The organism is Priestia sp. 40, assembly GCF_049368575.1.
Taxonomy (GTDB): domain Bacteria; phylum Bacillota; class Bacilli; order Bacillales; family Bacillaceae_H; genus Priestia; species Priestia zanthoxyli.
The window spans coordinates 488,561-513,187 of the sequence record NZ_JBMPZA010000005.1; the positions used below are offsets into that span (position 1 = coordinate 488,561).

At 40.1% G+C, this 24,627-nt stretch carries 27 protein-coding genes; 9 read left to right on the forward strand and 18 right to left on the reverse strand.

Annotated features, from left to right (window positions below; all coding sequences use genetic code 11):
* Positions 1-5 precede the first annotated feature (5 nt).
* A complete protein-coding gene (locus tag ACO1DI_RS03600) occupies positions 6-671 on the reverse strand; it encodes a sigma-70 family RNA polymerase sigma factor (protein WP_014458755.1) in 666 nt (221 codons plus the stop codon).
* 152 nt (positions 672-823) lie between these two features.
* Here ACO1DI_RS03600 and ACO1DI_RS03605 point away from each other — a divergent pair, with 152 nt between their 5' ends.
* On the forward strand, positions 824-1,363 hold the full coding sequence (locus ACO1DI_RS03605) for a DUF2199 domain-containing protein (RefSeq protein WP_014458754.1): 540 nt from the start codon (positions 824-826) through the stop codon (positions 1,361-1,363).
* A 39-nt stretch (positions 1,364-1,402) separates the two neighbouring features.
* Here ACO1DI_RS03605 and ACO1DI_RS03610 read toward each other — a convergent pair whose 3' ends face one another.
* From ACO1DI_RS03610 to ACO1DI_RS03620, 3 genes are all read right to left on the reverse strand, one after another.
* The gene (locus ACO1DI_RS03610) at positions 1,403-2,653 is read right to left on the reverse strand and encodes a C40 family peptidase (RefSeq protein ID WP_423145102.1); all 1,251 of its coding nucleotides are present in this window, start codon (positions 2,651-2,653) and stop codon (positions 1,403-1,405) included.
* 179 nt (positions 2,654-2,832) lie between these two features.
* Positions 2,833-4,032: an MFS transporter gene (locus tag ACO1DI_RS03615; protein WP_423145103.1), complete on the reverse strand. Its 1,200-nt coding sequence runs from the start codon at positions 4,030-4,032 to the stop codon at positions 2,833-2,835.
* Entirely contained in the window at positions 4,001-4,453 is a 453-nt protein-coding gene (locus tag ACO1DI_RS03620) for a MarR family winged helix-turn-helix transcriptional regulator (protein WP_226701564.1), read from the reverse strand. Before ACO1DI_RS03620 ends, ACO1DI_RS03615 begins: the two co-directional genes overlap by 32 nt.
* 199 nt (positions 4,454-4,652) lie before the next feature.
* Between ACO1DI_RS03620 and ACO1DI_RS03625 the strand changes: the two genes are divergently transcribed.
* Positions 4,653-5,135 carry a hypothetical protein gene (locus tag ACO1DI_RS03625; RefSeq protein WP_423145104.1) on the forward strand — a complete coding sequence of 161 codons (483 nt, stop codon included), beginning with the start codon at positions 4,653-4,655 and terminating at the stop codon, positions 5,133-5,135.
* 21 nt (positions 5,136-5,156) lie between these two features.
* Here ACO1DI_RS03625 and sigH read toward each other — a convergent pair whose 3' ends face one another.
* The 4 genes from sigH to ACO1DI_RS03645 all read right to left on the reverse strand — a co-directional run bounded on the left by sigH (position 5,157) and on the right by ACO1DI_RS03645 (position 7,505).
* Positions 5,157-5,807, reverse strand: a complete 651-nt coding sequence (gene sigH / locus ACO1DI_RS03630) for an RNA polymerase sporulation sigma factor SigH (protein WP_013058500.1) — start codon at positions 5,805-5,807, stop codon at positions 5,157-5,159.
* Positions 5,808-6,192: 385 nt separating this feature from the next.
* Positions 6,193-6,348, reverse strand: coding sequence for a DUF3934 family protein (locus ACO1DI_RS03635; RefSeq protein ID WP_181170506.1), 156 nt, complete (start codon positions 6,346-6,348; stop codon positions 6,193-6,195).
* Positions 6,349-6,425: 77 nt separating this feature from the next.
* Entirely contained in the window at positions 6,426-6,626 is a 201-nt protein-coding gene (locus tag ACO1DI_RS03640; protein ID WP_013058502.1) for a cold-shock protein, read from the reverse strand.
* Positions 6,627-6,944: 318 nt separating this feature from the next.
* Positions 6,945-7,505, reverse strand: a complete 561-nt coding sequence (locus ACO1DI_RS03645) for a histidine phosphatase family protein (protein WP_226701565.1) — start codon at positions 7,503-7,505, stop codon at positions 6,945-6,947.
* Between the two features lie 97 nt (positions 7,506-7,602).
* Between ACO1DI_RS03645 and ACO1DI_RS03650 the strand changes: the two genes are divergently transcribed.
* Positions 7,603-8,277 (forward strand): hypothetical protein, encoded by a 675-nt coding sequence (locus ACO1DI_RS03650; RefSeq protein ID WP_014458749.1) that lies wholly within the window; start codon positions 7,603-7,605, stop codon positions 8,275-8,277.
* A 40-nt stretch (positions 8,278-8,317) separates the two neighbouring features.
* Here the strand turns inward: ACO1DI_RS03650 and ACO1DI_RS03655 are convergent, their stop codons facing one another.
* From ACO1DI_RS03655 to ACO1DI_RS03665, 3 genes are all read right to left on the reverse strand, one after another.
* Positions 8,318-8,431: a YjcZ family sporulation protein gene (locus ACO1DI_RS03655; RefSeq protein ID WP_014458748.1), complete on the reverse strand. Its 114-nt coding sequence runs from the start codon at positions 8,429-8,431 to the stop codon at positions 8,318-8,320.
* Positions 8,432-8,620: 189 nt separating this feature from the next.
* Positions 8,621-10,009 carry an amino acid permease gene (locus tag ACO1DI_RS03660; RefSeq protein ID WP_042991972.1) on the reverse strand — a complete coding sequence of 463 codons (1,389 nt, stop codon included), beginning with the start codon at positions 10,007-10,009 and terminating at the stop codon, positions 8,621-8,623.
* A 40-nt stretch (positions 10,010-10,049) separates the two neighbouring features.
* Complete coding sequence (locus ACO1DI_RS03665; protein ID WP_013058507.1) at positions 10,050-11,444, reverse strand: amino acid permease; 1,395 nt, start codon at positions 11,442-11,444, stop codon at positions 10,050-10,052.
* A gap of 529 nt (positions 11,445-11,973) precedes the next feature.
* Between ACO1DI_RS03665 and pruA the strand changes: the two genes are divergently transcribed.
* From pruA to ACO1DI_RS03680, 3 genes are all read left to right on the forward strand, one after another.
* Complete coding sequence (gene pruA / locus ACO1DI_RS03670; protein ID WP_014458745.1) at positions 11,974-13,542, forward strand: L-glutamate gamma-semialdehyde dehydrogenase; 1,569 nt, start codon at positions 11,974-11,976, stop codon at positions 13,540-13,542.
* Between the two features lie 72 nt (positions 13,543-13,614).
* Positions 13,615-14,529, forward strand: coding sequence for a proline dehydrogenase family protein (locus tag ACO1DI_RS03675; RefSeq protein ID WP_014458744.1), 915 nt, complete (start codon positions 13,615-13,617; stop codon positions 14,527-14,529).
* Between the two features lie 175 nt (positions 14,530-14,704).
* Positions 14,705-15,508: a YwqG family protein gene (locus ACO1DI_RS03680; protein WP_014458743.1), complete on the forward strand. Its 804-nt coding sequence runs from the start codon at positions 14,705-14,707 to the stop codon at positions 15,506-15,508.
* 59 nt (positions 15,509-15,567) lie between these two features.
* Here the strand turns inward: ACO1DI_RS03680 and ACO1DI_RS03685 are convergent, their stop codons facing one another.
* On the reverse strand, positions 15,568-16,095 hold the full coding sequence (locus ACO1DI_RS03685) for a YcxB family protein (protein ID WP_014458742.1): 528 nt from the start codon (positions 16,093-16,095) through the stop codon (positions 15,568-15,570).
* 172 nt (positions 16,096-16,267) lie between these two features.
* Here ACO1DI_RS03685 and ACO1DI_RS03690 point away from each other — a divergent pair, with 172 nt between their 5' ends.
* Positions 16,268-16,654: a glyoxalase gene (locus tag ACO1DI_RS03690; protein ID WP_014458741.1), complete on the forward strand. Its 387-nt coding sequence runs from the start codon at positions 16,268-16,270 to the stop codon at positions 16,652-16,654.
* 26 nt (positions 16,655-16,680) lie between these two features.
* Here the strand turns inward: ACO1DI_RS03690 and ACO1DI_RS03695 are convergent, their stop codons facing one another.
* A complete protein-coding gene (locus ACO1DI_RS03695) occupies positions 16,681-16,833 on the reverse strand; it encodes a hypothetical protein (protein ID WP_014458740.1) in 153 nt (50 codons plus the stop codon).
* A gap of 190 nt (positions 16,834-17,023) precedes the next feature.
* Here ACO1DI_RS03695 and spoIIP point away from each other — a divergent pair, with 190 nt between their 5' ends.
* Positions 17,024-18,208 carry a stage II sporulation protein P gene (gene spoIIP, locus ACO1DI_RS03700; protein WP_182421256.1) on the forward strand — a complete coding sequence of 395 codons (1,185 nt, stop codon included), beginning with the start codon at positions 17,024-17,026 and terminating at the stop codon, positions 18,206-18,208.
* 62 nt (positions 18,209-18,270) lie between these two features.
* Here spoIIP and ACO1DI_RS03705 read toward each other — a convergent pair whose 3' ends face one another.
* From ACO1DI_RS03705 to kynU, 5 genes are all read right to left on the reverse strand, one after another.
* Positions 18,271-19,626, reverse strand: a complete 1,356-nt coding sequence (locus ACO1DI_RS03705; RefSeq protein WP_423145105.1) for a M20/M25/M40 family metallo-hydrolase — start codon at positions 19,624-19,626, stop codon at positions 18,271-18,273.
* 21 nt (positions 19,627-19,647) lie between these two features.
* The gene (locus tag ACO1DI_RS03710; protein WP_182421258.1) at positions 19,648-20,832 is read right to left on the reverse strand and encodes a hypothetical protein; all 1,185 of its coding nucleotides are present in this window, start codon (positions 20,830-20,832) and stop codon (positions 19,648-19,650) included.
* An 84-nt stretch (positions 20,833-20,916) separates the two neighbouring features.
* A complete protein-coding gene (gene kynB / locus ACO1DI_RS03715) occupies positions 20,917-21,540 on the reverse strand; it encodes an arylformamidase (RefSeq protein ID WP_182421259.1) in 624 nt (207 codons plus the stop codon).
* A gap of 34 nt (positions 21,541-21,574) precedes the next feature.
* On the reverse strand, positions 21,575-22,432 hold the full coding sequence (gene kynA, locus ACO1DI_RS03720; RefSeq protein WP_423145106.1) for a tryptophan 2,3-dioxygenase: 858 nt from the start codon (positions 22,430-22,432) through the stop codon (positions 21,575-21,577).
* 44 nt (positions 22,433-22,476) lie between these two features.
* Entirely contained in the window at positions 22,477-23,763 is a 1,287-nt protein-coding gene (gene kynU, locus ACO1DI_RS03725; protein ID WP_182421261.1) for a kynureninase, read from the reverse strand.
* A 173-nt stretch (positions 23,764-23,936) separates the two neighbouring features.
* Here kynU and ACO1DI_RS03730 point away from each other — a divergent pair, with 173 nt between their 5' ends.
* On the forward strand, positions 23,937-24,557 hold the full coding sequence (locus ACO1DI_RS03730) for a TetR/AcrR family transcriptional regulator (protein WP_182421262.1): 621 nt from the start codon (positions 23,937-23,939) through the stop codon (positions 24,555-24,557).
* Positions 24,558-24,627: the final 70 nt, after the last annotated feature.

Sequence of the window (24,627 nt, forward strand, 5' to 3'; positions counted from 1 at the left end):
TATGGCTATGCAGCCATGCAGAGAGTGCACGTCGGAGTATACGTTGGTTTTTGAATAACGCTTTTTAAGGAAGGCAAAGCCCGAATCAAAAGTGCTGGGTCCTGCGCTTCTAACGTTTTATAAAACAGCTCTGACAGCTCTTTACGCTCTTTTTCATCCCAAAAAGAATCTGTAGAAAACGGATCACCGCCTTTTTCTAATCGCTGCTTAGCACGATGTAAATTGCTTTTCACCGCTGTTTCTGACGTTTGTAAAATCGAAGCGATTTCTTTCAGCTGATAGCGAAAGCCTTCTTTTAAGAAAAAAATAACCGCTTGCTTCGGCGTAAACTGACTAAGGAGCAGCTCGACCAAGTGTCCTCTTATATCAAACGCATGCTTGTCGGCTTGCTGTTCCAAAGCTTTTTCTTCGACTATTCCTTCACGCTTTCGTTTTCTCAGCAGATCAATCCAGTGGTGATACGCAATTTTATTTAACAGCGCAGAAGACAGCTTGTGCTCTTCACCTTTATATCGCTGAGCTTTTAAAAACGTTTCTTGGGCAATATCGTCTCCGTCCCACGCATTTTGCGTTAAAAAACGGCAGTACTGCTGCAATTTTGGGTAATGCTCGTTCCAGCAGGCAGCGTCAAAGCTTTCTGTTTGTGTTTCGATTTCTTTTGAATGTGACATGATTTTCACTCCTTTTGCACTCTCTATTTACTAAACGATTAAAGGAAGTTCAAAAGATACGGGGAATCAAACTTTTTTACACATTATACGCTTAAGCAGCCGTTTTTTTGTATTATAATGAAGATACTTTTATCTGAGGAGTCTAAAATAATATGCGAAGAAGACGATTATATGGCAAGAAGAAAACGAACAAACTTCACTATAAAGACTTAACCTGTGAACACCCTAACCCTGCTTTGCCTATGAGCTATACAAGTGAAGCTCCTTTTTACTATTATGACGCGTCAGACGATGAAAGACAAAACGACTTTGAACTATATTCAGAGGTTTGTATCATGAATCAAGAACATTTTTTCATAAGAGGCTGTGTTGAAATTCCTGTTCTTAATGAAGAAGAATTTTTCACTTGGAACATATGGGTTTCTTTAAGCGAAGAAAATTTTCATCGAATGATCGATTTATGGGAAAGTGACAAAAGAGAAAATGAACCGCCTTATTTCGGATGGTTTTCAGTTTCAATTCCAGGCTATCCCGAAACGTTAAATTTGAAAACAAATGTGCATACAAGACCTGTTGGAATAAGACCGCTCATCGAGTTAGAGCCAACCGATCACCCTTTAGCCGTCGAGCAGCGGGAAGGGATAACGCTAGAGCGAATCAAAGATATACAAAAACAATTGGCTACCTATTAAAAAACCAAGACAGCCCCAGACTGTCTTAGTTTTTTACCTTTATGGCATGCGCTTTGCTCCGTGGTATTTAGGCGCCCAGTAGCTGTCTACTTTATAGTTTGTAATTTTTACGCCGTCAGATGTAGAGACGTGAACGACATAGTCATTTCCAATATAGATAGATGGAATAAGTGAACTTCCTTCAAAAAAGACGAGATCTCCTGGCTTCAAGTCAGATTGTGAAATGGTTTCTCCTTTTTCCCACTGCTGACTCGCATAGCGCGGAATGTCTTTTCCGGCTGCTTCTTTGTAAATGTACTGAACAAAACCAGCCGTATCAAAGCCTGTAGAAGGACTTGTCCCACCTTGTGCGTAAGGTACTTCTCCTACATATTTAAGAGATTCCGTCACAAATGGATTGTCTTTTGACAGCGATAAGTCATCGTAGCGCCTTGCTCCTGCATACTTAGACGTCCAGTAGCTGCTTGTCAGGTAATCAACCGTCACATTTTCACTTCGCTTAGCATGGATAAACTGATTGCCCCCTGCGTAAATGCCTACATGCGAAATTCCTTCGCGATACGTATCTTTAAAAAAGATAACGTCTCCTGGCTTTAAATCTTCGCGGGCAACTTCTTCTCCAACTTGCCACTGCTGATCGGTTGATCGCGGAAGATAGACGTCCGATGCGTGCTGAAATACATATGCAACAAATGCGGAACAATCAAAACCGTCCGTTGGCGACTCGCCTCCAAATACATATGGTGTGCCGAGATGCTTTAGCGCTTCTGCAATAACTTCATTATCTTTTGCAATTCCCGGTGCTCCTGTAATGCGCTTTGCTTTGGCAAAATGTGATGACCAATAATCACTGCTTGAAATGTTTTTCACCACGACTTTTCCGTCTGAAGAAGATGCATAAATCATCTCATCGTCTCCGATATAAATAGCGGCTACGTTCACTTCACCGTTTTCATCTGTGTCAAAAAACAATACATCACCCGCTTGCAGCTCGTTTTTATCAACGGCTGTCCCAAGCTCTGACTGTTCTTTCACAGAACGAGGCAGCGTTGTATCCAGCGCTTGCTTAAACACATATTGAACGAAGCCAGAGCTGTCAAACCCTTCGCTTAGCGTCTTTCCTCCAGATGTATAATCGGCTCCTTCATACGTTTTTGCTTTATCAGCAATCACGTTTTCATCCGTAGCAGCCTGTACTTGCACAGCTTTTTCTGCAGGAAAAGCGCCTTCATAAAAAGTAGCAAGACTAAGCCCTAACGCTGTGACCATAAGAGGTTTCATTACTTTCATCTTTGTTCTCCTTTGTTTTTTATTTCATCCAAGAAGTTTTATATGTAAATGGTTCCTCTGTTAAAGTATGGTGCAGATGGATAGGAATTGGCTAGTACCTTTTGACTTAAATATGCTTCCCTTCCAAAGTCCTGTAAAAAATCCATAAAAAAACTCGGCGCATATTACGCCGAGCTTTTTTATTTCATGCCCACCTGGATATTTGCTGCTTTTTGTTTTTGACGTAAATTTGCAATCCACTTATAGTAAAGCGTAATTAACAGAACAAAAATTCCTAGCGCAAAGTACAGTTTTGAATAGCCTAAAGCGCCTGCTGCAATTCCTAATACAAACGAACCAACTGCAATCCCGCTATCATAAAACGTAAAGAATGTAGCAGTTGCATATGCGCTTCGGTGAGCAGGCGCCGCTTGAATCGCAAGCGTTTGGAAGCTAGGAAGCAGCGTTCCATACCCTAGTCCTACTAACGCACCTGAAAACAGCAGCATCCAAGAAGAATGTGTAAAGCTTAAGCTAAATAGACCAATCGCAAAGACAATACACGATGGAATAATCACAATGTTTGGGCCAGATTTATCAAATAATCTTCCTGTAAACGGTCGTGAAATCAGCATCGCAGCTGCGAACACAACAAAGAAAAAGCTTGCTGTTTTAATCAATCCAAGCGACTGTGCGTACACAGAAATAAACGAAATAATACTTGCATACGAAAAAGAAACGAGAATACCTACAGATGAAATCGGCATGGATTTCTTTTCAAACAAATCGCTCAGTGAAAATGATTTCTTTACTGACGGAGCAGCGTTTTCTTGAAGATTTTTGACCATCATTCCGCACAGCCAGCCAACGAGCATAATCACGCCAAATACAAGGAAAATAATGTTGTATGCCATGTACTGATGAAGCGTTAGTGCTAAAAACGGCCCTGCAACAACGGCTAAGTTCATTGACATTCCGAAGTAGCCAAGCCCTTCTCCTCGTCGCTTAGCGGGAACTAAATCCGCTGCAATCGCTCCGGTGACGGTTGTCGCTAAGCTGAATGAAATTCCTTGGAAGAAGCGCAGTAATAAAAGCACGTTAAAATGGTGGATAAGCATATACAAGAAGGAAGAAAGCGCAAAAATGAGGGTACTAAATACAAGCGTTTTTTTCTTTCCAATGTTTTCAATGACTTTCCCTGAAAATGGTCTAACAATAATCGCAGATAATAAAAAGATGGTAACAACAAGCCCTGCCTGCGTACTCGTGCCGTCTAAGGCTTCTAATACATAAATCGGCAGCAGCGTCAGCAATGCATAAAACACGACAAAAATAAAAAAGTTGGTAATCGCAATGCTGATAAAGCTTTTAGTCCAGATTGGCTCCTGCTGGTTCGTCATTCATTTCACCCTTTTCTGTAGATTTACAAATTTTCTTTAATAACGAGATAAGCTGATCTTGTTCGCTGTCGGATAAAGCAATCAGCAAATTTTCTTCCAAACGTTCAATTTCTTGCTGAATTTCTGGAAGCTTTTTCTTCGCTTGAGGAGATAAATAAACGATGCGCTCTCGTTTATCACTGCCTGCTTTTCGCACAATCCATTCGCTTTTTTCAAGTCTTGTTAATGTGCGAGTAACCGTTGGCGCTTCGACATTTAAATACTGCCAAATCTCTGTTTGCGTCATCGAACCGAATCGCTTTAAACAAAATAAAATTGAATACTGTGAGCTATATAGCCCGTACGCCTTTAACACTTCATTTACTTCTTTAATAGACAATCTCGACTTTTGATGAAGTTCATGAAACACCAAGTTATTCACTTTTCCCACCTCACCTTTCCATTTTATTTACCTAGGTAACTAATTGTTCTTTTATTAGTATATGTGCTACTAGTTGATGTGTAAAGGCGTTCAAAAAGATCGAAAACCAGCTGTTTTCTCTTACTTTCTACTAATGATTTACGCTTTCACTCCCATTTTCTTATTCTTTCGTATCACGAAACTTTTTGTATATATTTACATGCACCTGCAAACTCTGTTAAAGAAGACGAAACAATATGCGGGAGGCTGGTATATGTTTTCACTGCGCGGCGATGCTCATAAAGTCTACCTTAAACTGAAAAAAGCGGCTCATCAAAACCAAAACGCAGAAGATATTGATGAATTAGCGGAAATGGAAGAAATTCGGCAGCTTTACCTTACGCTCGACAGCGCTATTTTACGAAAAGTGTATTACCGAATGACCAAAGAAAAAAACGGCTCCGGCGTCATCCCTATCCTTGTTTCTGCCTTGCCCTGGCTCTTTTTTTTATTTTCGCAGCGGCTGCAGCAATTTTTATTTAAAGACGGCAGCTGGCTTTGGATTATTTTTGTCGTGCTGTATGTTTTTATTCTCATTCCAAGCGTGTTTCTTCATTTCCGTGAACAATCGTGGGCTTCTGTTCATATTGAAATCATTCAAGACATTTTAAAAGACCGTGAAAAAGAGCCGAAACCCCTTTGAGGTCCGGCTGTTTTTTGCCTATTATGAAATAGCTTGTCTGCTTTCTACGTCGCGACCTAGCTTTCTTTTGATACGCTGCAGCGCGTTGTCAATTGACTTAACGTGCGTATTTAATTCTTTCGAAATTTCAGCGTATGAATGGCCGTCCATATACAGCGTCAATGCTTTTCTTTCCAATTCACTAAGTGTTTCCGCAATTTTTAACTCGCGGTCTTCCACTTTTTCTTGATGAATCAGCACCGCTTCCGGATTAGCAATTTGATCGCCAGGAATCATATCCATCAGCGTATAGTTTGATTCTTCATCATACAGAGGCTTGTCCAATGAAATGTACGAATTTAACGGACCGTGCTTTTGACGAGTAGCCGTTTTAATCGCCGTAATAATTTGTCTTGTGATACATAACTCCGCAAAACCTTTAAAAGATGTTAGCTTGTCTTCATTAAAGTCGCGAATTGCTTTGTATAGTCCAATCATTCCTTCTTGGACAATATCTTCTTTTTCAGCGCCAATCAAAAAGTATTTTCTTGCTTTACCCCTCACAAGATTTTGATACTTGTTGATTAAATACTCTAATGATTTTTCGTCTCCGCTGTGAACCATTTCAACCAAAACATGATCTTCTAACATAGCATAATTTTGAACTTTTTCAATTACGATGCCTACGCTCACTCATATCCCCCCGTTACACTTAGTTGAGTTTTGATGTGTTCTAAACTGATGCATGATCTACTTGTTACGACGCTACTGCAATACGGTCCAGAAACGTAAAAAGCGTACAGAGTAAACTGTTGCTTTCCTCTCTCACTTTATGCTCCCCTGCATCTTTCTATAATCTATTATAAAGAAGTATAACCGATAAAAATCAAAAAGGTTGTCGAAATATGAAAGTGTTTGCAAAAAAAATCAATTTTTATAGAAAATTCACACAAATCACTTTATTATTTCATATAGTGACAGCAAACTGTAAAAAAAGCAATAAAAAAATACTTCCATATGAAATAAACTTACTCAAGCAGAGTAAGTCGAAGTTGCAGATGATACTGCGCATATAGGATTAGTTGCCTTCTGGCTTATCAGCATTTTTTGTTCCTTTGCTTTTATAAGGCTTTGCATTTTTCTTCTTTTTTGCACTCGCCTGCCAGCGGTTCCACCCTTTTTTGCCGGTGCCTCGCCCCGTGCCGCCTTTACCTTTTGCTTTACTCATAAGTATTCCTCCGTTACCTGCGTGTTTGCTACAATAAAAAAAGACCCCGTCCAAAGTCGGAGTCTTTTTTGGATTGCATAAAATTATGCTTTTACAACGTTAGCAGCTTGTGCACCGCGTTGACCTTGCTCGATGTCGAAAGTCACTTTTTGACCTTCATCTAAAGATTTGAATCCGTCGCCTTGAATTGCGCTGAAATGTACGAATACATCTTCTCCGCCTTCAATTTCGATGAAACCGAAACCTTTTTCTGCATTAAACCATTTTACTGTACCTTCAGTCATACTATTTCCTCCAGTGGTGGAATTAATCCACGCATATATTACTACCCTTGCTCAATCGTACTATTTCCAGATAAAAATTTCTTTTGAAGAATATTTCTCTTCTTTCAATTTCATACCGAACAAAAATAATTAACCTTAGTGTAACATATCAATTTAGAAATAGCAAGTTTCTGTTCTAAGACAGATTTTATATTCATTATGTATCTGCTAAACGGCACTGTGAAAGCTTTAATGCTAACAAAAATCGTAAACCATAATGCTGTATAAAGCTTTTAAATCGAGCAAAATTTATTATCTTCAAAAAAATCTTGTATCTAATCAATTTATTTTCTTCTCATTCCAGAGCCTTGTAATGGAAACGTTCTTCTTTTCAAGATCAATTCGGTACACATCAGGGTTCGTTAAACATGACCACTCATTAAATCCAAACCTCGGATCAAAATGTCTAAGGATTAATGTCATCAAATTGCCGTGCGTAACAAACAGAGTCGTTTTCTGTTTTTCGTTCATTACTTCTTTAAACAGTTCTAAAGCACGTACCGTGGCTTCTTTGGTCGATTCTCCTCCGTCTACCTTAAAGTCTATGTCATGAAAAGTTCTTTTCAATACTTCTATCCAGTTGAAAAGAGGCTTTCCGCTTAAACGCCTTTCTTCTATCCTTGTATCTATATGAAGAGGCAGACCGGTATCTTTTGCATAAGGTTCAATTGTTTGAACGGCTCGTTTGTACGGACTTGAAATAATTTTATCAATGGGATAACTCAGCTTGTTCAAATAATCCATTAACTGCTGAGCTTGCTGTATGCCTTGTTCCGTCAGTGATGCTTTTGCTTCTTGCCCTTCTGCTTCACAATGCCTAACTAATAAAAAAGTTTTCATTCATCTTCCCTCCACGCGTAGCGAAATAACCATTAATTACAAAATAAGATAATAATAGTATATAATGATACGTGATTTATAGCTAAGGAGGAACAACATGATTCGTGAACGATCATTTTTGATAAAAGGACTCACCTTTTTACTAGCTGCTTTTATTTTAAACATCCCTTTTCCTAATTCAACTCCGCTCAGTCATTCTGTCTTTTCTTTTTTAGGTCTTCTCCTCTATGGAGATGAAGAAACAATGACGGGAATTCAATATGCCAGCAATGCGTGGGGAATTATACTTTTACTTGGTCTTTTTGCCCTTTACAAAAGTTTGAATCGCCATCGTTTAAAACTAATGATTTTAGCTGCATTTATTGTCATATCGGGTCCTGGTCATATGGTTGAAGCGATGCAAAAGACCGTATTACCAGGTATATATGCCGTTTCTTACGATGTGGAAAATAGCATTTGTACATTTGAGAGAAATAAAAAAGAAACCGTATTAACGGGTACCTGTGACCTTTCATTTGAAAATCACAGTTCAAAACCTATTACGTTTGAAGTAGCACTGGATGAGCGCTCCTATTTTAAAGAAGATACCCCTTTTTTAGTGATGATGAATAAGCCTAAGCTTCATACTGTTAAGTTGGAACCAAAAACGTATCAAACTGTCGAAATCACATCATCTGTCAAAGCAGCAGACTTTCCTTCTAAAATCTTTATGAGCGAAGTAAACGGTTTTCATGTCAACATTTATCAAAACGGGAAAAAACGTTATTTATAAGCATAGAAAAAGCCCTTATAGGGCTTTTTAAATGAGTGAATTACCAGCCCAAGCCTCCGCCGTAGCAGCTGCAGCCGATGATCACTAATAAAATAAATAATACAACTAATAAAGCAAAACCAGATCCATGACCATATCCAGGGTTTCCAGACATAAGAACACTTCCTTTTCTTTAATTACTCTTTCCTCAAGAAAAACGCCGCTTGCATTTCACTTGAGTTGGATTATCTTATGCCTGAACACGCCCTTTTGACTCTGGTTTTTTCTTTTTTCTTTTTCCTTCTTGCCATGCACCTCGTTAATAAAAGAAGAAAATGCTTTTCAGCCTCTCTTACAAAATCATTTATTTCACTAGCTTACGTCTTTCAGAAGACCGTACTTCCGTGCGCTTACCGATACCTAGTACATAGTAGCTCAGCACGACAATAGCTAAAAAGATAATGCCGACAATCAGCGATATGCGCGTTTCATCATTAAACCACATGCCTACAAGCACCATAAATAAAAACGCGATGGTTACGTAGTTCGTCACAGGAGCAAAAGGCATTTTAAATGGATGTTGGTCCATCGCCGCTCCTTTTGCTTTTCGAAAACGAATTTGACTGATAAGAATTACAAACCACGGAATCATACCTGGAAGCACGCTCGCACTGTACACGTACACAAAAACGTTTGGCGGAGCAATATAGTTTAAGACAACGCCCGCAGCTAACCCAATCATTACCGCAACGGTACTATAAATAGGTACACCGTTTCGAGAAACCTTTGTAAAAAACGCTGGCGCCTGTCCGTTTACGCCTAATGTATAAAGCATGCGTCCTGCGCTGAAAATCCCGCTGTTACATCCAGACATAGCCGCTGTGATGACCACAAAGTTAATAATGCCCGCGGCTGCCGTAATTCCTACTTTAGCAAACGTAGAAACAAACGGACTGCCAAGCGAATCCAGCTCGTTCCATGGATACACCGTTACAATCACAAAGATGGCGCCGATATAAAAAATTAAAATACGCCAAATTAAGCTTTGAATTGCACTTGTTAACGTTTTTTTAGGATCTTTTGCTTCTCCTGCTGTAATTCCAATAAGCTCTACTCCTTGATAGGCAGCAATAACAAGCGACAGGGCAAAGAAAAAGCCTGACCATCCGCCTGTAAAGAAACCGCCGTTTGCCCACAAATTCGACAGTCCAAGCGCTTCGCCGCCGTTTCCAAGACCGAAGAAAATAAGGCCAAGACCAGCAATAATCATGAGAACAATCGTAACAATTTTAATCATTGCAAACCAAAATTCAAACTCTCCAAACGATTTTACCGAAATTAAATTGGCCCCACCGAGAATGACCATGGCGACAATTCCCGGAACCCACGCCGGTAAATGCGGGAACCAGTACTGCATATAAGCTCCGACTGCAATAATCTCTGCCATGCCGACAATCACCCATTGAAACCAGTTGCTCCAAGCCGTGATATAACCAGCTAACGGATGAATATATTTATGACCAAATGTCGCAAACGAACCCGTACTTGGCTCTAAATAAAGCATCTCCCCCATTGCACGCATAATAAAGAAAATAAAAACGCCGCAAATAGCATACGCAAGCAGGACGGATGGCCCCGTCCATTTAATGGTGCTTGCTGAACCCATGAATAACCCTACCCCAATCGTTCCTCCAAGAGCAATCATTTGGATATGACGAGATTCAAGCCCTCTTTTTAACTCTTTGTTTGCCAATTTACTTCCCCCTAGCCCCTCGTGATGATTTTCTCTTCTATTAAGAAATTCTTTTATTCCCCTGTCCTGATAGGGAACTATCATCTTTTTTCTTTTTCATAAAGAAGTACGAACATACCACAAATACAGCAATCAGCAGCGTGAGATAAAACTGAGTGCGAAGTGAATCAATAAATGCCATCGCAATAAAGATACTTGTGATTGCCGCAATCGTTCCATACGTTAAATAAGGAAACAGCCACATTCTGATTTTTAATGCTTCCGGCTTCTCTTTTTCGTATTTCTTTCTCATGCGAAGCTGTGAAAAAGCAATAACAAGGTACACAAGAAGCGCTACGCCTCCCGATGCGTTTACTAAAAATAAAAAGATTTTATCAGGTGAAAGATAGTTAAAACCAACGCTGATGTAAGAAATCACGGTACATCCTACAATGGCATTAAACGGAATGCCTTTTTTATTCACTTTCAAAAACATGCGCGGCGCGTCTCCTTTTTGCGCCATTGAGTAAAGCATACGAGAACTCGTGTATAGACCTGAATTTAAGCAAGACAAAACGGCAGTCAGTACGATAAAGTTCATGATTTGAGCCGCTGCCGGAACGTTTACCAGCTCTAATATCGAAACGAACGGACTTTTCATCAAGCTTGAAGAATCCCACGGAAGAATGGTCACTAAAATTAAAATCGACCCAAGATAAAAAATTAAAATACGATAAATAACGGTATTTGTTGCGATGGTGATCGCTCGCTCAGGCTGAGCCGATTCTCCAGCCGCTGTTGCGACAATTTCGGTTCCCATAAAAGAAAACATCACAATCGCCACTCCTAAAAAGACGGAGCTGATTCCGTTTGGAAGGAATCCTCCTCTATGAAGAAGGTTCGATGCCCCCGGAGACTCTACTCCCGGTATTAAACCGAGGATGATCGCTCCTCCTAAAAGTAAAAACAGCACTAAACTAACTACTTTAATAAGCGAAAACCAGTATTCAAATTCACCAAATGATTTAACAGAGTATAAGTTCGTTAAAGTTAGTAAAAACGTCAGGATCAGACTCACGCCCCAAGACGGTAAAGACGGAAACCAATATTGAATAATCGTTGAACCCGCAATCGCTTCAACTGCAATAACAATTACCCAGAAAAACCAGTACAGCCAGCCGATTGTGTAGCCAGCCCACGGTCCAAGCGCTTCTCTAGCATATGTGGCGAACGAGCCGCTTGAAGGATTAGCCGTAGACATTTCCCCCAGCATTCGCATAACTAAAATCACCAGCAAACCGGCAAACGCGTACGAAAAAATGGAACCAGGACCCGCTGCGTTAATGAGCGATCCGCTTCCAATGAACAAACCGGCACCAATGATTCCTCCTAAAGAAATCATGGTTATGTGTCGAATTTTTAATTCTTTTTTTAACTCAGGCGGTTGATGACTCATGTTAAAATCCTCCTCATAGAAACCGTCATTTAAAGAATTACACGTTCTTCGCATCGCGCGTTAAATATGTAAGCCCTTACAATATAATGGACAAATAACTGCTGTTTTCCTACCCTCCCTCTATCTGCGCATTCAAATGAAGCCTTCACTCGAAGCAAAAGCTAGCTTCATTCGACAAAAATTACTTTTCGAATTATATGATAATTTATTTTGAACAACTTTGTCTATTGTTTTTTGATCTGAAAAGTATTTTAACTTACTACCGATAAACTCTTTCCTTTATCGTAATTCTTTACTTCAAAACATCTTTTCAATTAATTGCTTATGTCTCTTTCTTTTCTGTTTGTTCAAAATCACTATAAAAAACATCGATTTATTGGCTTTTTAAACAAAAGTGTTTATTTTAAAAAAATTTGAACATTTTTGTTAAAAAACTATGTACAAAACGAGAATAAGGTGATTATAATACAGGTATAGGGTGTTGGAATATTAATTATGTTGTCAATTTTCTAAAAAAGGGGTAATGAAAATGAACACAATGAATATTAACGAAATCAAACAATACAAACACGAGCCTTTCACGGACTTTACGGTTGCTGAAAACAAAGATGCGTTTGAATCTGCATTAGAACTTGTACAATCAGAGCTTGGAAAGGACTATCCTCTTGTAATTGGCGGAGAATTCATTACAACAGAAGATCAAATCCAGTCTATTAACCCAGCAAATAAAGCAGAAGTTATCGGACGCGTGTCAAAAGCAAATCAAGACTTGGCTGAAAAAGCAATGCAAGCTGCACTTTCTACCTTTAATACGTGGAAAAAAGAAGCAGCTGAAGCACGAGCAGATATTCTTTTCCGCGCAGCGGACATTATTCGCCGCCGCAAGCATGAATTTTCCGCTTATCTTGTAAAAGAAGCAGGAAAGCCGTGGAAAGAAGCAGATGCTGATACAGCAGAAGCAATTGACTTCCTTGAATACTACGCTCGCCAAATGGTGCAGCTAAAAGACGGCGCGCCTGTTGAGAGCCGCGAAGGTGAAGAAAATAAATTTAATTACATTCCGCTTGGTGTCGGCGTTATTATTTCACCGTTTAACTTCCCGCTAGCGATCATGGCTGGAACAGCTGCTGCAGCGATCGTAGCAGGAAATACAGTTCTATTAAAACCAGCAAACAACACGCCGGTTATCGCAGCAAAATTTGTAGAAGTAATGAAAGAAGCCGGCCTTCCAGACGGCGTACTGAACTACGTGCCGGGAAGCGGAAGCGAAATTGGCGACTATTTAGTAGATCATCCAAAAACACGCTTTGTTTCATTTACAGGCTCGCGTGAAGTAGGCTGCCGCATCTATGAACGCGCAGCAAAAGTACAGCCTGGTCAAATTTGGCTAAAGCGCGTTATTGCTGAAATGGGTGGTAAAGACACGGTCGTTGTAGATAAAGATGCTGATTTAGATTTAGCTGCTTCTTCTATTGTGTATTCAGCATTTGGCTTCTCTGGACAAAAGTGTTCAGCAGGTTCTCGTGCGGTTGTTCACCAAGACGTATACGATATCGTTCTTGAAAAAGCAGTTGCGCTCACAAAAACATTAACAATGGGCAGCCCTGAAGATGTAAATACGTATATGGGACCTGTTATTGATCAGGCTTCTTTCAACAAAATTACAAAGTACATTGAAATCGGTAAAGAAGAAGGCCGTTTAATGACGGGCGGAGAAGCAGATGATTCAAAAGGCTACTTCATCCAGCCTACGATCATTGCAGATGTAGATGAAAAAGCACGTTTAATGCAAGAAGAAATCTTCGGCCCAGTCGTAGCATTCTGCAAAGCGCGCGACTTTGATCATATGATGGAAATTGCGAACAATACTGACTACGGTTTAACAGGTGCCCTTCTTTCAAATACGCCTGAGCACATTGAGCGTGCGAAAGAAGAGTTCCACGTTGGAAACCTTTACTTCAACCGCGGTTGTACAGGTGCCATCGTTGGGTACCAGCCGTTTGGCGGATTTAACATGTCAGGAACAGATTCAAAAGCTGGCGGTCCTGATTACTTAATTCTGCACTTACAAGCAAAAACAACAAGCACAACGCTTTAATACTCAGTAGAGCAGCCCTAGGCTGCTCTATCTTAAAACAACAAGGGATTTTTTCTATAGGGGGAGATATTTATGTTAGCAGAGGTATCTAAAAATGTGTTTCTTCACGCTTCCCAAAATAAAGCGCTAAACAAAGCGGCGAAAAAATGGGGTCTTCGCTTTGGTGCAGCTCAAGTGGTAGCTGGCGACACAATTGAACATGCGATTAAAAAAGTGCAAGAACTGAATGAAAAAGGACTTGTCTGTACGCTTGATCATTTAGGGGAATTTGTTTCAAGCAGAGAAGAAGCTATCGAAGCAACTCAATATAACGTCAGAACGCTGGAAGCTATGGGCCAAGCCGGTGTAACATGTAACTTATCCGTAAAAATGACGCAGCTTGGTTTAGATATTGACCGCAGTTTTTGCGTTGAGAACATGCGCCGTATTGTTGAAACGGCGAAAAAATACGATAACTTTGTCCGAATCGACATGGAAGACTACGCTCACTGTCAAATGACGCTAGATATTTTACGAGAGCTTCGCGAGACCTATGATAATGTCGGAACAGTTATTCAAGCTTACCTGTTCCGCGCTGAACAAGACGTAAAAGAGCTAAAAGGAGTTCCTCTTCGATTGGTAAAAGGCGCGTATCAAGAATCACCAACCGTGGCGTTTCAAGACAAAGCCCAAATTGATGAGAACTATATGCGAATTATTGAAGAGCATCTGCTTAGCGGAACATACACGGCTATTGCATCTCACGACCACAATATTATTGCAAAAGTAAAAGAGTTCGCTCACAAAAACAACATCCCGCGCACGCAGTTTGAGTTTCAAATGCTGTACGGATTCCGAACAGATATGCAGCTTAGCCTTGCAAAAGAAGGCTATACAATGCGCGTATACGTTCCATTTGGCAACGACTGGTTTGGCTACTTTATGCGCCGCTTAGCCGAAAGACCGCAAAACGTCGCATTTGCTTTAAAAGGATTCTTTTCTAAATAAGCCATCTATTCAGTAAGTATCATAATGAAAACGCTATCATTTCTTTGTACCCTTTGCAGATGCTTCTGCAAAGGGATTTTTTTATACGATTTCTCTTCCCTTTCAGTATGTATTAAGGTAAAATCAAAATACGAACAAACGTTCTTTTTAATTCCAAACAAAAAGGAGAATACACATGAATCCTCTATCAAAATTAGAACTGCCTCCTAAGCTAGAACCTTACCGAACAGAAATCGAAAAAACATGTAAGCCTTACATCCACATCCATACGGTTATGAACAGTCCAAAATTATATGAAAGCAAGTTCGGCGGCAACCCTTACCTGCCTCTAGAAGCAAATCATCCTCTCGACTCCGAGGGCAAGCCTATGTTAATGATGGCACAAATCAATTTTTCTGACGTGCCTCCCTATGAAAATATGCCTTCTCAAGGCATGCTTCAATTTTTCATTTGCGGAGCTGATAACAAAAACACCGGTGATGTGTATGGTCTGGATTTTGACCAACCCACGTCTCAAAAAGACTTTCGCGTCGTTTTTTATGAAGACGTAATAACTGACGAAAAAAAGTTAACAACCGATTTTTCGTATCTTGAAGACATTGACCGAGATATGTTTCCTATTCCTCAAGAAGTGGGCTTACAGTTTGAAATAAGAAGCGAACCCGTTTCCCCTACTGACTATCGCTATAACGCTGTAGAACCAGGTTTTTTTGACGATGAAGAAACGGAAGAAATCTACTGGGATGAAGTGACGGGCGAGTATCATAAAATGGGCGGATACGCTTTTTTCACTCAAACTGATCCAAGGGACTACGATGAAGCGCTGCGAGCATACAATGTTTTGCTTCTTCAATTTGCCATGGACGACGAAGCGGAAATTATGTTTGGCGATGCAGGAGTGGCAAATTTCTTTATTAAAGAAAAAGACCTTCGCAACCGTAACTTTAAAGATGTTTTGTATAACTGGGACTGCTGTTAAAAAAACGCCCTCTTAGAAAAGTATCTAGGAGGGCGTTTTTTTACATTATTATTTACTACTCAGCCTGTTTTTTCGTCTCTTGCAGCATTCAGCGTTTCTTTAAACTGCTGTAGCGCTTTTACATCTGCAAATGTGTTTATAGGAATAACATATCCGCTCATTGCGCTAACAAGAATAAAGATATGTTCATCGGTTTCTCTAATTTGAGTGATGCTTGACCAAGGAGTCTTCACTTCTCCTTTTGAACTTTTCTCTACCAAGCCATCTTCCGTAACCATTATAGTATGCTCACCCGTCAGACTGCTGTTACCTTCTTCATTCATCACCTTTATAATGTTCTTTTTAATACTGCCGTAAAAATACTTTGGATAAAATAAAAACCACAGCACCGCAAGCAGTACAAACGCTGCGAACATGCCAACTAAAAACTCTCCTTCAATCCACGAAACAAGCAAAGGAATAAAAAGAAAAATAAGCGACATCCATCGCTGAACTCTCAGCACTTTTTGTACTCTTTCCGAATGTTGAGCGTGATGCATGTTAAAAGCTACGTAATCATCTTTGGTTAACGTATAGTGATATTCCATATTAATCTCCAATTCTCTTAAATAACAACAAAATAAAATATACCTCATTTGGTGTTATATGTATATAAAATAATAAGTTTTTCTTATAAAACACATCAACTTTTTATCATTTATTTACAGATATACATCACGTAAACTTAACTAGTACTCTACTATTTAAGGAGGAATGTTTATGACTTTTACACTGACGCATATTGATCATATTCAGCTAGCAGCACCACCGAACTCAGAAAGCGAAGCACGACACTTTTTCGGAACTGTTCTTGGATTAACAGAAGTCGAAAAGCCGGAAAGTCTAAAAAAGCGCGGCGGCGTGTGGTTTGAATTTGGTTCTTATCAGCTGCATATTGGTGTGGAAACTGCCTTTTCACCTGCAAAAAAAGCGCATCCAGGCTTTCACGTTAAAAATCTACCTGCGTTCAAAGATCATCTGACTAGCTTCGGTATTTCTTTTATAGAAGACCAAAACATTCCCGGCGTCGAAAGAATTTACGTGGCTGATCCTTTTGACAACCGAATAGAGTTCTTAGAGAAAGTGAATCTCCCTTTTTCTAACTGAATGTTCGACAAAACAAGAGCTCTTATTTAAGAGCTCTTGTTTTCTTTTGGTCCTTCTTTTTGCTTTTCTTTCCACAGCATGTACAGCAACAGCCCCAGCAAACAAAATGCCACGCCAAACATTGCTAAAGGAAATAAAAGTGTATTAATAAAATGATGATAAACCCATGAGTCGTTCATCTAACCAGCTCCAATACGCACCGTTTTTTTACAGTATGCCCGAATATAAACTTTTTTATGTTGTGTTAAATATCGTGGTTTCTATCATATTTCTATTTCTTTTTAATAGAGTAAATAGTAGATACATAACATTCTCCTCTTAGAGTTTTCATCCGCTGATTTCAAAATTTTATTAGAGGAGGCTTACTCTATGAAAAACAAGTTCACTGAAAAGCCTAAAAAGCTTTTTTGGATTCTTTCTTATAAATCATTAATTATCGCTATACTATTTGTTCTCTTAACATCTGCCGCTATTTTTACCGTCACGTATTCAACTCTTCAGCATACGCTGCGCTCGAACGTTGTCTATCAAGCACTATCAAATTATAAGGCCCAAAGCTTGTTCTACTTCATGCATACGGAAAACCATCATTTCTCTCATGCCTTTGAAGAAGATTTCTCTCCGCCTCCTCTCTCTTCTGTCGCTCTGCAGCTGGCGACGAACATTCGCGTGGCAGATACAAGAAGTCTATTTGGATCAGAACTGCCCGGCTTTTCTATTTTTGATTCTCATATTCTATTAGCCGGTGAAGGAACGGATTATACAACCATTCCTCATGAATCAGCTCCTCCGCTCGAAAGCATTTCAGGAGAACGTGATTTAGATCCTGCTGAAAGCAAAACGTACGAAGAAAGTAAAAAACAGTCTCAAACACAGGCCAAGCAAAGCACAGGCGATAAAAAAGTTGTATACATCTACCATACGCACAGCTGGGAATCTTATTTTCCTTTACTTGGTATGCAAGGTGAAGCGAACGAAAATAAAGCAGTTGATAACAAAACCAACATCACGCTCGTTGGTCAAATGCTAGGAATGGAATTAAAAGCAGACGGAATCGGTTCGGAAGTAGATACAACTAATATGACGCAAAAGCTGAATGAAAAAGGCTGGGGTACAGGACGAGCCTATATGATGTCTCGCAGCGTGGTGGAAACGGCTCTTCAGCAAAACAAAGACGTCGATTATTTAATTGATATTCATCGAGATTCACTGCGCCAAGAAAAAACAACGGCTTCTATCAACGGCAAATCATACGCTAAAATGATGATTGTATTAGGTGAAGCGAACCCAAAATTTGATGAAAACGTTAAAATGGCTAAAGCGCTTCATGAAAAGCTAGAGGAAAAATATCCAGGCCTTAGCCGCGGAGTGTTAAGCAAAAAGAAAACAAGCGGCAATAACGGGCTATATAATCAAGACTTATCCGACCGCTCCATTTTAATTGAAGTAGGCGGCGTCGATAACAATATGGAAGAACTCACAAATACCGTCAAAGCCTTTTCAGATGTGTTCAGCGAGTATTACTGGCAAGCTGAAAAAGTGAATGCGCAGTAAATAAAGAAACAAAAACAGCTTAAAAAACCTCAATAACTGCATTTGCAGTCACTGAGGTTTTTTCACTTCATTTCACTGAGCTCTTTAATTACATGACATGTACACATAATACCCTTTAAAAAGTTCTCTATTTTTATATTTTCGTTAGGCGAATGATTTCGCTGATCGAAATTTGCATATGGGACAATAATAGACGGTGCTTTTAATAGGTTTGTCCATACGTAATCAGGAAGCGATCCTCCAAGACTAGGCTGAATAAGCGGCTCTTTTTCATAAGCTTTTCGTACAGCGTTTGTTACCACTTTTATAACGTCTAAGTCAGCGGACGTTCGAGACGGCATCATAGAGCCTAGATATGTCACGTTGACGCTTGGATCCACTTGCTTTACGTGACGAGATATTTTAGCATAAATGTCCATTGGGTCTTGATCAACAACCAAACGAATATCCATTTTCACCTTGGCTGCTGAAGGAACAATCGTTTTTGTTCCTTCTCCTGCATAGCCGCTATGAATACCCGAGATATTAAACGTTGGCTCCATGGTCAGTTTATGATAATACGTTTCTCCATGCATTGTTAACTCTTTGTAGCCAATTTTTTCTCCAACGTCCTTTCGATCAAACGGCAGGTTCTTTAATAAGGTCTTTTCATGTTCAGAAGGCAAGCGAATATGATCGTAAAAACCGTCAATTAACACTTGTCCGTCTCGGCTTCGCATTGTTTGTAGCAAATCTATAAGCTTCCAAGCCGGATTAGGAACAATGTTTCCCGTGTTCCCTGAATGGTTGTCCCAATCCGCCCCTTTTGTTTCTAGTTCAATGGAAAGCATCCCTCTTACTCCTAGTAGAATAAGAGGTGATTCGCTGCTGTGAGAGGAACCGTCAGCCGTATAGACGAGGTCCGTTTGAAGGAGCTCTTTATGATTTTTTACGAATGACGCAAGATTGACGCTTCCTTTTTCTTCTTCTCCTTCAAATACAAATTTGAGGTTAATCGGCAGCTCTCCTTCTGTGTTTCTATACGTTTGTACGCCTAGAAGCTGAGCCATGAGCTGGCCTTTATTGTCTCCTGCTCCGCGCCCGTAAATCCTTCCGTCTCTAATCGTCGGTTCAAACGGGGGGGACAGCCAGTCTTCTAACGGATCAGGTGGCTGAACGTCATAATGACCGTAAAGTAAAAGCGTAAATGCTTTTGGATCCGTGATTAGCTCTCCATAGACAACTGGGTGACCTTCTGTTTCAATCAACCGTGCTTGGATTCCTATCTCTTGCATCATACTTTTGACTAAATGAGCACACTCTTTAATCCCGACGTTTTGAGTGCTAATGCTTTTTTGACGGAGCAGTGTAAACAAACGCTGAATATATTCTTCTTTTTGGCTTTCAACAATTTCTTCAAAACTAGCTGTTTTTTTCATATCCGTACTCTCCTTTATGTACTAAAGTGTTTTGACTAAGAAGCTGGCAATGACAACAGATGCTATAGTGACCGTTGTAAACCCGCCAATCAGCATAGGAGGCGACAGCTTTTCAAGCAAGAGCTGCTGTTCTTCCTCTGTTCGTCCAATACTTCGGCTAACTTCTTGACACAAAATATAATCTGCCGGGAACCCAAACATGGCGGTCAATGCGAGCGACATTCCTTGATACGGATGCCATTTTAATAGCTTGGAACAAAGATAGCTTCCAAGTAAAATACCAATTAGTCCAATGACAATGATGAGTAAAATCTGAGGGATAAAGTGAATGAATTGGCTGAACTTCACTTCGCTCATGGAGGCAATTACAATAAAGATAGCTCCAAGCATAGCTACGCTTGATGCTTTTGCTTTGTCCATCATGCTTTCATCATAAACCTTTATACTTCTTCCAAGTACACCAATAATTAAACACCAAACCGTATTGTGCAATCCCGTCACTTGTTCAAGAACAATAGCAAGCGCTCCACCCACAAACAGTTTAAACAATAGAATATTTGCTGTGTTAAACTGATATTTTTTGACCGGGGATTTTTCAAGAACGACCGGCTTTTCATCTGGAAGCACTGCCTCTAGGCTAGCAGCCGTTTCTCTGTCCTGGTCCATTTGATCTCGCAGTATCAGCGCGTATTTTCGCAGAAAGAAAGTAGCTGCAGGCATTCCAAACAATTTATGAAGCGATAAAACAAGCGCTGGAATAACAACTAAGTAACTAAAACCAGCCTCTTTTAATTCAGTGGACGTAATGATAAATGCGACAATTCCTCCAACTAAAGGACCCACGCCGGATACAGCCGTTTCGTAACCAAAAACAAAAGTAATTACAGGAAGTACCAGCACCACTGCAAACAATGTACCTGTTAAAGCAATCAATACAGCTTTATACTGCTGAAGCATTTGCTTTAACGGAATTAACGTACCCAAATGGACAACAAGCGGAGTAACAAGCAGCATTCCAATTTGATTAAAGGATGAAGTCTCTACAATATTCTTCGGAAAAATATCCGTCCAAATTAACACAAGAAAGCCAATCAACGTTACGAGTAGCATCGGCACTCGAGCCCGCGTCATAATTGAAATCACTTCTCCTAATGCGATTAAAGCAAGCAGCAGCATGGTGGCAAAAACCGGCTGAGTAATTGTCATACAACCACTCTCCTTTTTGTGAATTTTCAGTCTTTTATAGTAAAAAAGGAAGCAATAAAGAGATTTTATCGCTTCGTATATATGCTATATCTTTCTCAAAACGGCACGAACAGGGCTTCCGTCCGCTTCAGCTAATGCTAATGGAAGAGCAACTAATTCATAATCACCTGTTTCTACGTCATCCAATACTAGCCCTTCTAAAATATGAATATCGTGTTTAGCAAGCGAGTGATGCGTGGAAAGCTCCTTGCTGTCTAACGGGTCCACTGAAGGCAAATCAAGGCCAAGAAGGCGAATGCCGTACTGGGATAGGTAAGCTGCGGCTTCTTTTTCTACATAAGGAGCCGTTTTTGGAAACACGGTGCGATTTTCCCAAGCTCCTGTTCGAATCAGCAAGCGCGTCACGCCTTTTAGGTCAACTTGTGACAAATCTGAAATACCGATACTGCTTTTTCCTTTTATGTGAATAACTTTTGCTGTTCCGATATATAAATTCACGTCCAAATCAATCACTTTTTTACCCGCACTGTCAAAATGAAACGGCGCGTCGATATGAGTTCCGGTATGAATACTCATTGAGAGCTTGCCTACGTTTACCGAACCGCTTTCTTCTTTACTCCAATTGACTTGATAGGTAAACAAAGTATCTCCCGGCCACGTCGCAACATGTTCATCTAACCGTTGTGACACATCTATCCATTCACTCATATTTACTGTCCCCATTTCTCTATTAATCGAGCATCTACAATTTCGTCCGCAGAGTCCATAGCTCAGGAAAGAAATGCTGATCTAACGCCCGCTTTAAATACGTCACGCCCGATGATCCTCCTGTTCCTTGCTTATGACCAATGATACGTTCAACCGTGCTCATGTGGTTAAAACGCCAGGCCTGCTGCTGACTGCCAATATCTACGAGCTTTTCTCCCAATTCGTATAAATCCCAGTATTGATCTACATTACGATACACGGTTAGCCAGGCTTCCTCTACGCTTTCATTTGGTTCGTATTTTTGCGACCAGTCCCGGTTTAGCGCTTTTTCATCAATCGGCAAGCCTCGAACAGCAAGGGCGTTAATCGCCGCGTCATAAATGCTCGGCTCTTTAAGAGTAAGGGTCATTTTTTTATATAGCTCCGGCTCATGCTGATACACAGCAAGCGTATGAATATTTTTATTACCTAACGCAAATTCAATTAACCGGTTTTGGTAAGACTGAAAGCCCGAAGACTGTCCAAGCTTATCGCGAAACTCCATGTACTCAGCAGGCGTTAGCGTGGAAAGAACGCTCCATGATTGAATAAGTTGCTGCTGAATGCGAGACACGCGAGACAGCATTTTAAATGATTCTTCGAGCTGATTTTGTTTAATGCAAGCCGTCGCAGCCGTCATTTCATGTAAAATCAGCTTCATCCACAGCTCGCTTGCTTGATGAATGACGATAAAAAGCATTTCGTCATGGTGATCGGAAAGCCGGTGCTGACTTGATAAAATCTGATCAAGCTGCAAATAATCTCCATACGACATCGACTTTTCAAAATTAGTTTGAATGTTTTTTTCTAAAGACCCATTCCTCCCTTTATCCGGCTCATTGATACTATTCATCCATTGCTTCTCCCCTTCACTTCATCTTTCTCGTTTCCTTGCTCTTACGCCACAACTTCACGTTCATTGCTGAATTTTTCATACAACTTTTCACTCATAATTTTTTTCAGGAGCTGAACAACCTTCCATACATCTTCATAGGACGTATATAAAGCGACTGGCGCTAAACGAATAATATTTGGCGCTCTAAAATCTGGAATTACCCCGTGTTCCTTTAACGCTTTACAAATTCTTGCCGCTTCTTTATGCTCCAAGCTCACGTGTGCTCCGCGCTGCTTATCATTTATTGGACTGCCTATTGTAAAGCCGTATTCTTTAAGCTCCGCTTCCATTCCATTCATTAAATAGCGCGTCATGCTAAGTGACTTTGTGCGAATGTTTTCGATTCCTGCTTCCGCAAACATTTCTAACGCTCCAAGCAGCGGCGCTAGGCTCAATACATGCGGTGTGCCAATTTGATAGGCTCCTGCCGTTTCTGACTGCGTTAAAGAATGTTCCATATCAAACTGCTTTTCTTTTTTCGAACCAAACCATCCTGCTAGTCCCGGAGCTGTTCCAAAGTGCTTTTTGTTTACATACAAACCACCAACCGCTCCAGGTCCTCCGTTTAAATGCTTATAGTTGCACCAGTAGGCAAAGTCTACTCCCCACTCCGTAAAGGAATGCGGAATGGCACCAATGGAATGACAGGCATCGAATCCAATCAAAATTCCTCTTTTGTGCGCTTCTTCTGTTAAGCGCTTCATATCTAAAATTTGGCCGCTGCGGTACAGCACAGTAGGCAGCACAATCAAAGCAACCTCATCTGTCATCGCTTCTATTACATCATCTTCATGTAAAAACCGTCCGTCTCGGCTTTTTACGCGAATCAAATCAACTTCTGGGTCATATCCGTGCGTTCTGAGCTGACTTTGAAGTGCATAGATGTCCGAAGGAAACGTTAATTCATCCGCTAGAATCTTTTTGCGCGTCGTTTTTGGTTTATAAAACGTCGAAATCAACTGATGAAGATTAACCGTCGTTGAGCCTGTTACAATAACTTCTTCGTGATGTGCTCCCACTAGCGGTGCCATCATTTCTCCGAGCTGTTCTGAAAGTGAAAACCACGGATATTTTCCTTCTGTCCATCCGTCAATTCCAAGCTCTTTCCAGTCATTTAATGATTGAAGCAGCGTATGCTCAGCTCTTTTAGAAAGCAGGCCAAGTGAATTACCGTCCATATAAATAGAATCCGACTTCAGATAAAACTCTTCTCTAAACCTTGATAGCACATCTTTTTGATCTTTTTCCTTTGCATGATGAAGCGTAAATTGAGAAGGTGACAAAGTCATAACAAATCCCCTTTACCTTAGTTTTCCTTACGTTAAAAAAATATTATCAACAAATATGACATAGTGTCAATAATATTTTTCAGAAAATTTAAAATTTTTTATCACAAAAGTTCTTTTCATTTTTTATCCTTCCTTATATGCTAAGAGAAAGCCATACGGAGGTGTTAGAGACTATGTCAACGGATAAAGTAGAAGATAAACGCCATTTGCGATCCATTAAAACTCGGCAAAAACTATTAACAGCAGCCAAAGAAGTCTTTTTAGAAGAAGGTTTTCAAAAAGCCACCATTTCTCAAATGATCAAAAAAGCAAACATTGGCTATGGAACGGCTTATGTCCACTTTGAAGGAAAAGAAGATTTGCTGAATGTGTTAATGGAAAATGTCATGGAACAGTTTTATGAAATTGCGGAAACTTCCTTTTTTCCTGCAACCAAAGAATTCGCCGAGTCAATTATCCAACAGCAAACGTACAGTTTTTTAAAAATGGCGGAAACCGAACGTGCCATGATGCATGTATTTGAACAAGCCATCGGCATTTCCCCTGCGATTTCTGCTAAATGGAACGCCATTCGTGAAAAGTTTATCAATCGCATCTCAAAAGACGTCTCCTATGCTCAGCAAAAAGGGCTTGCGAGAAACGATTTAAGCAGCGAGCTTGTTGCTAGAGGATGGTTTTTCACCAATGAAATGTACCTTTGGGAAATCGTACGAAATGAGCACCAAGCAACAGTCGAAAACATTGCTCATACGATTTCTTCTCTTTATGTGAGCGGACTGTATGTGAAGAAATAAAAAACTAGCTACCCAAGATAGCTAGTTTTTGTTTTTGTGAGAACTGCACTTCTCCTCTTCTTCACACGCA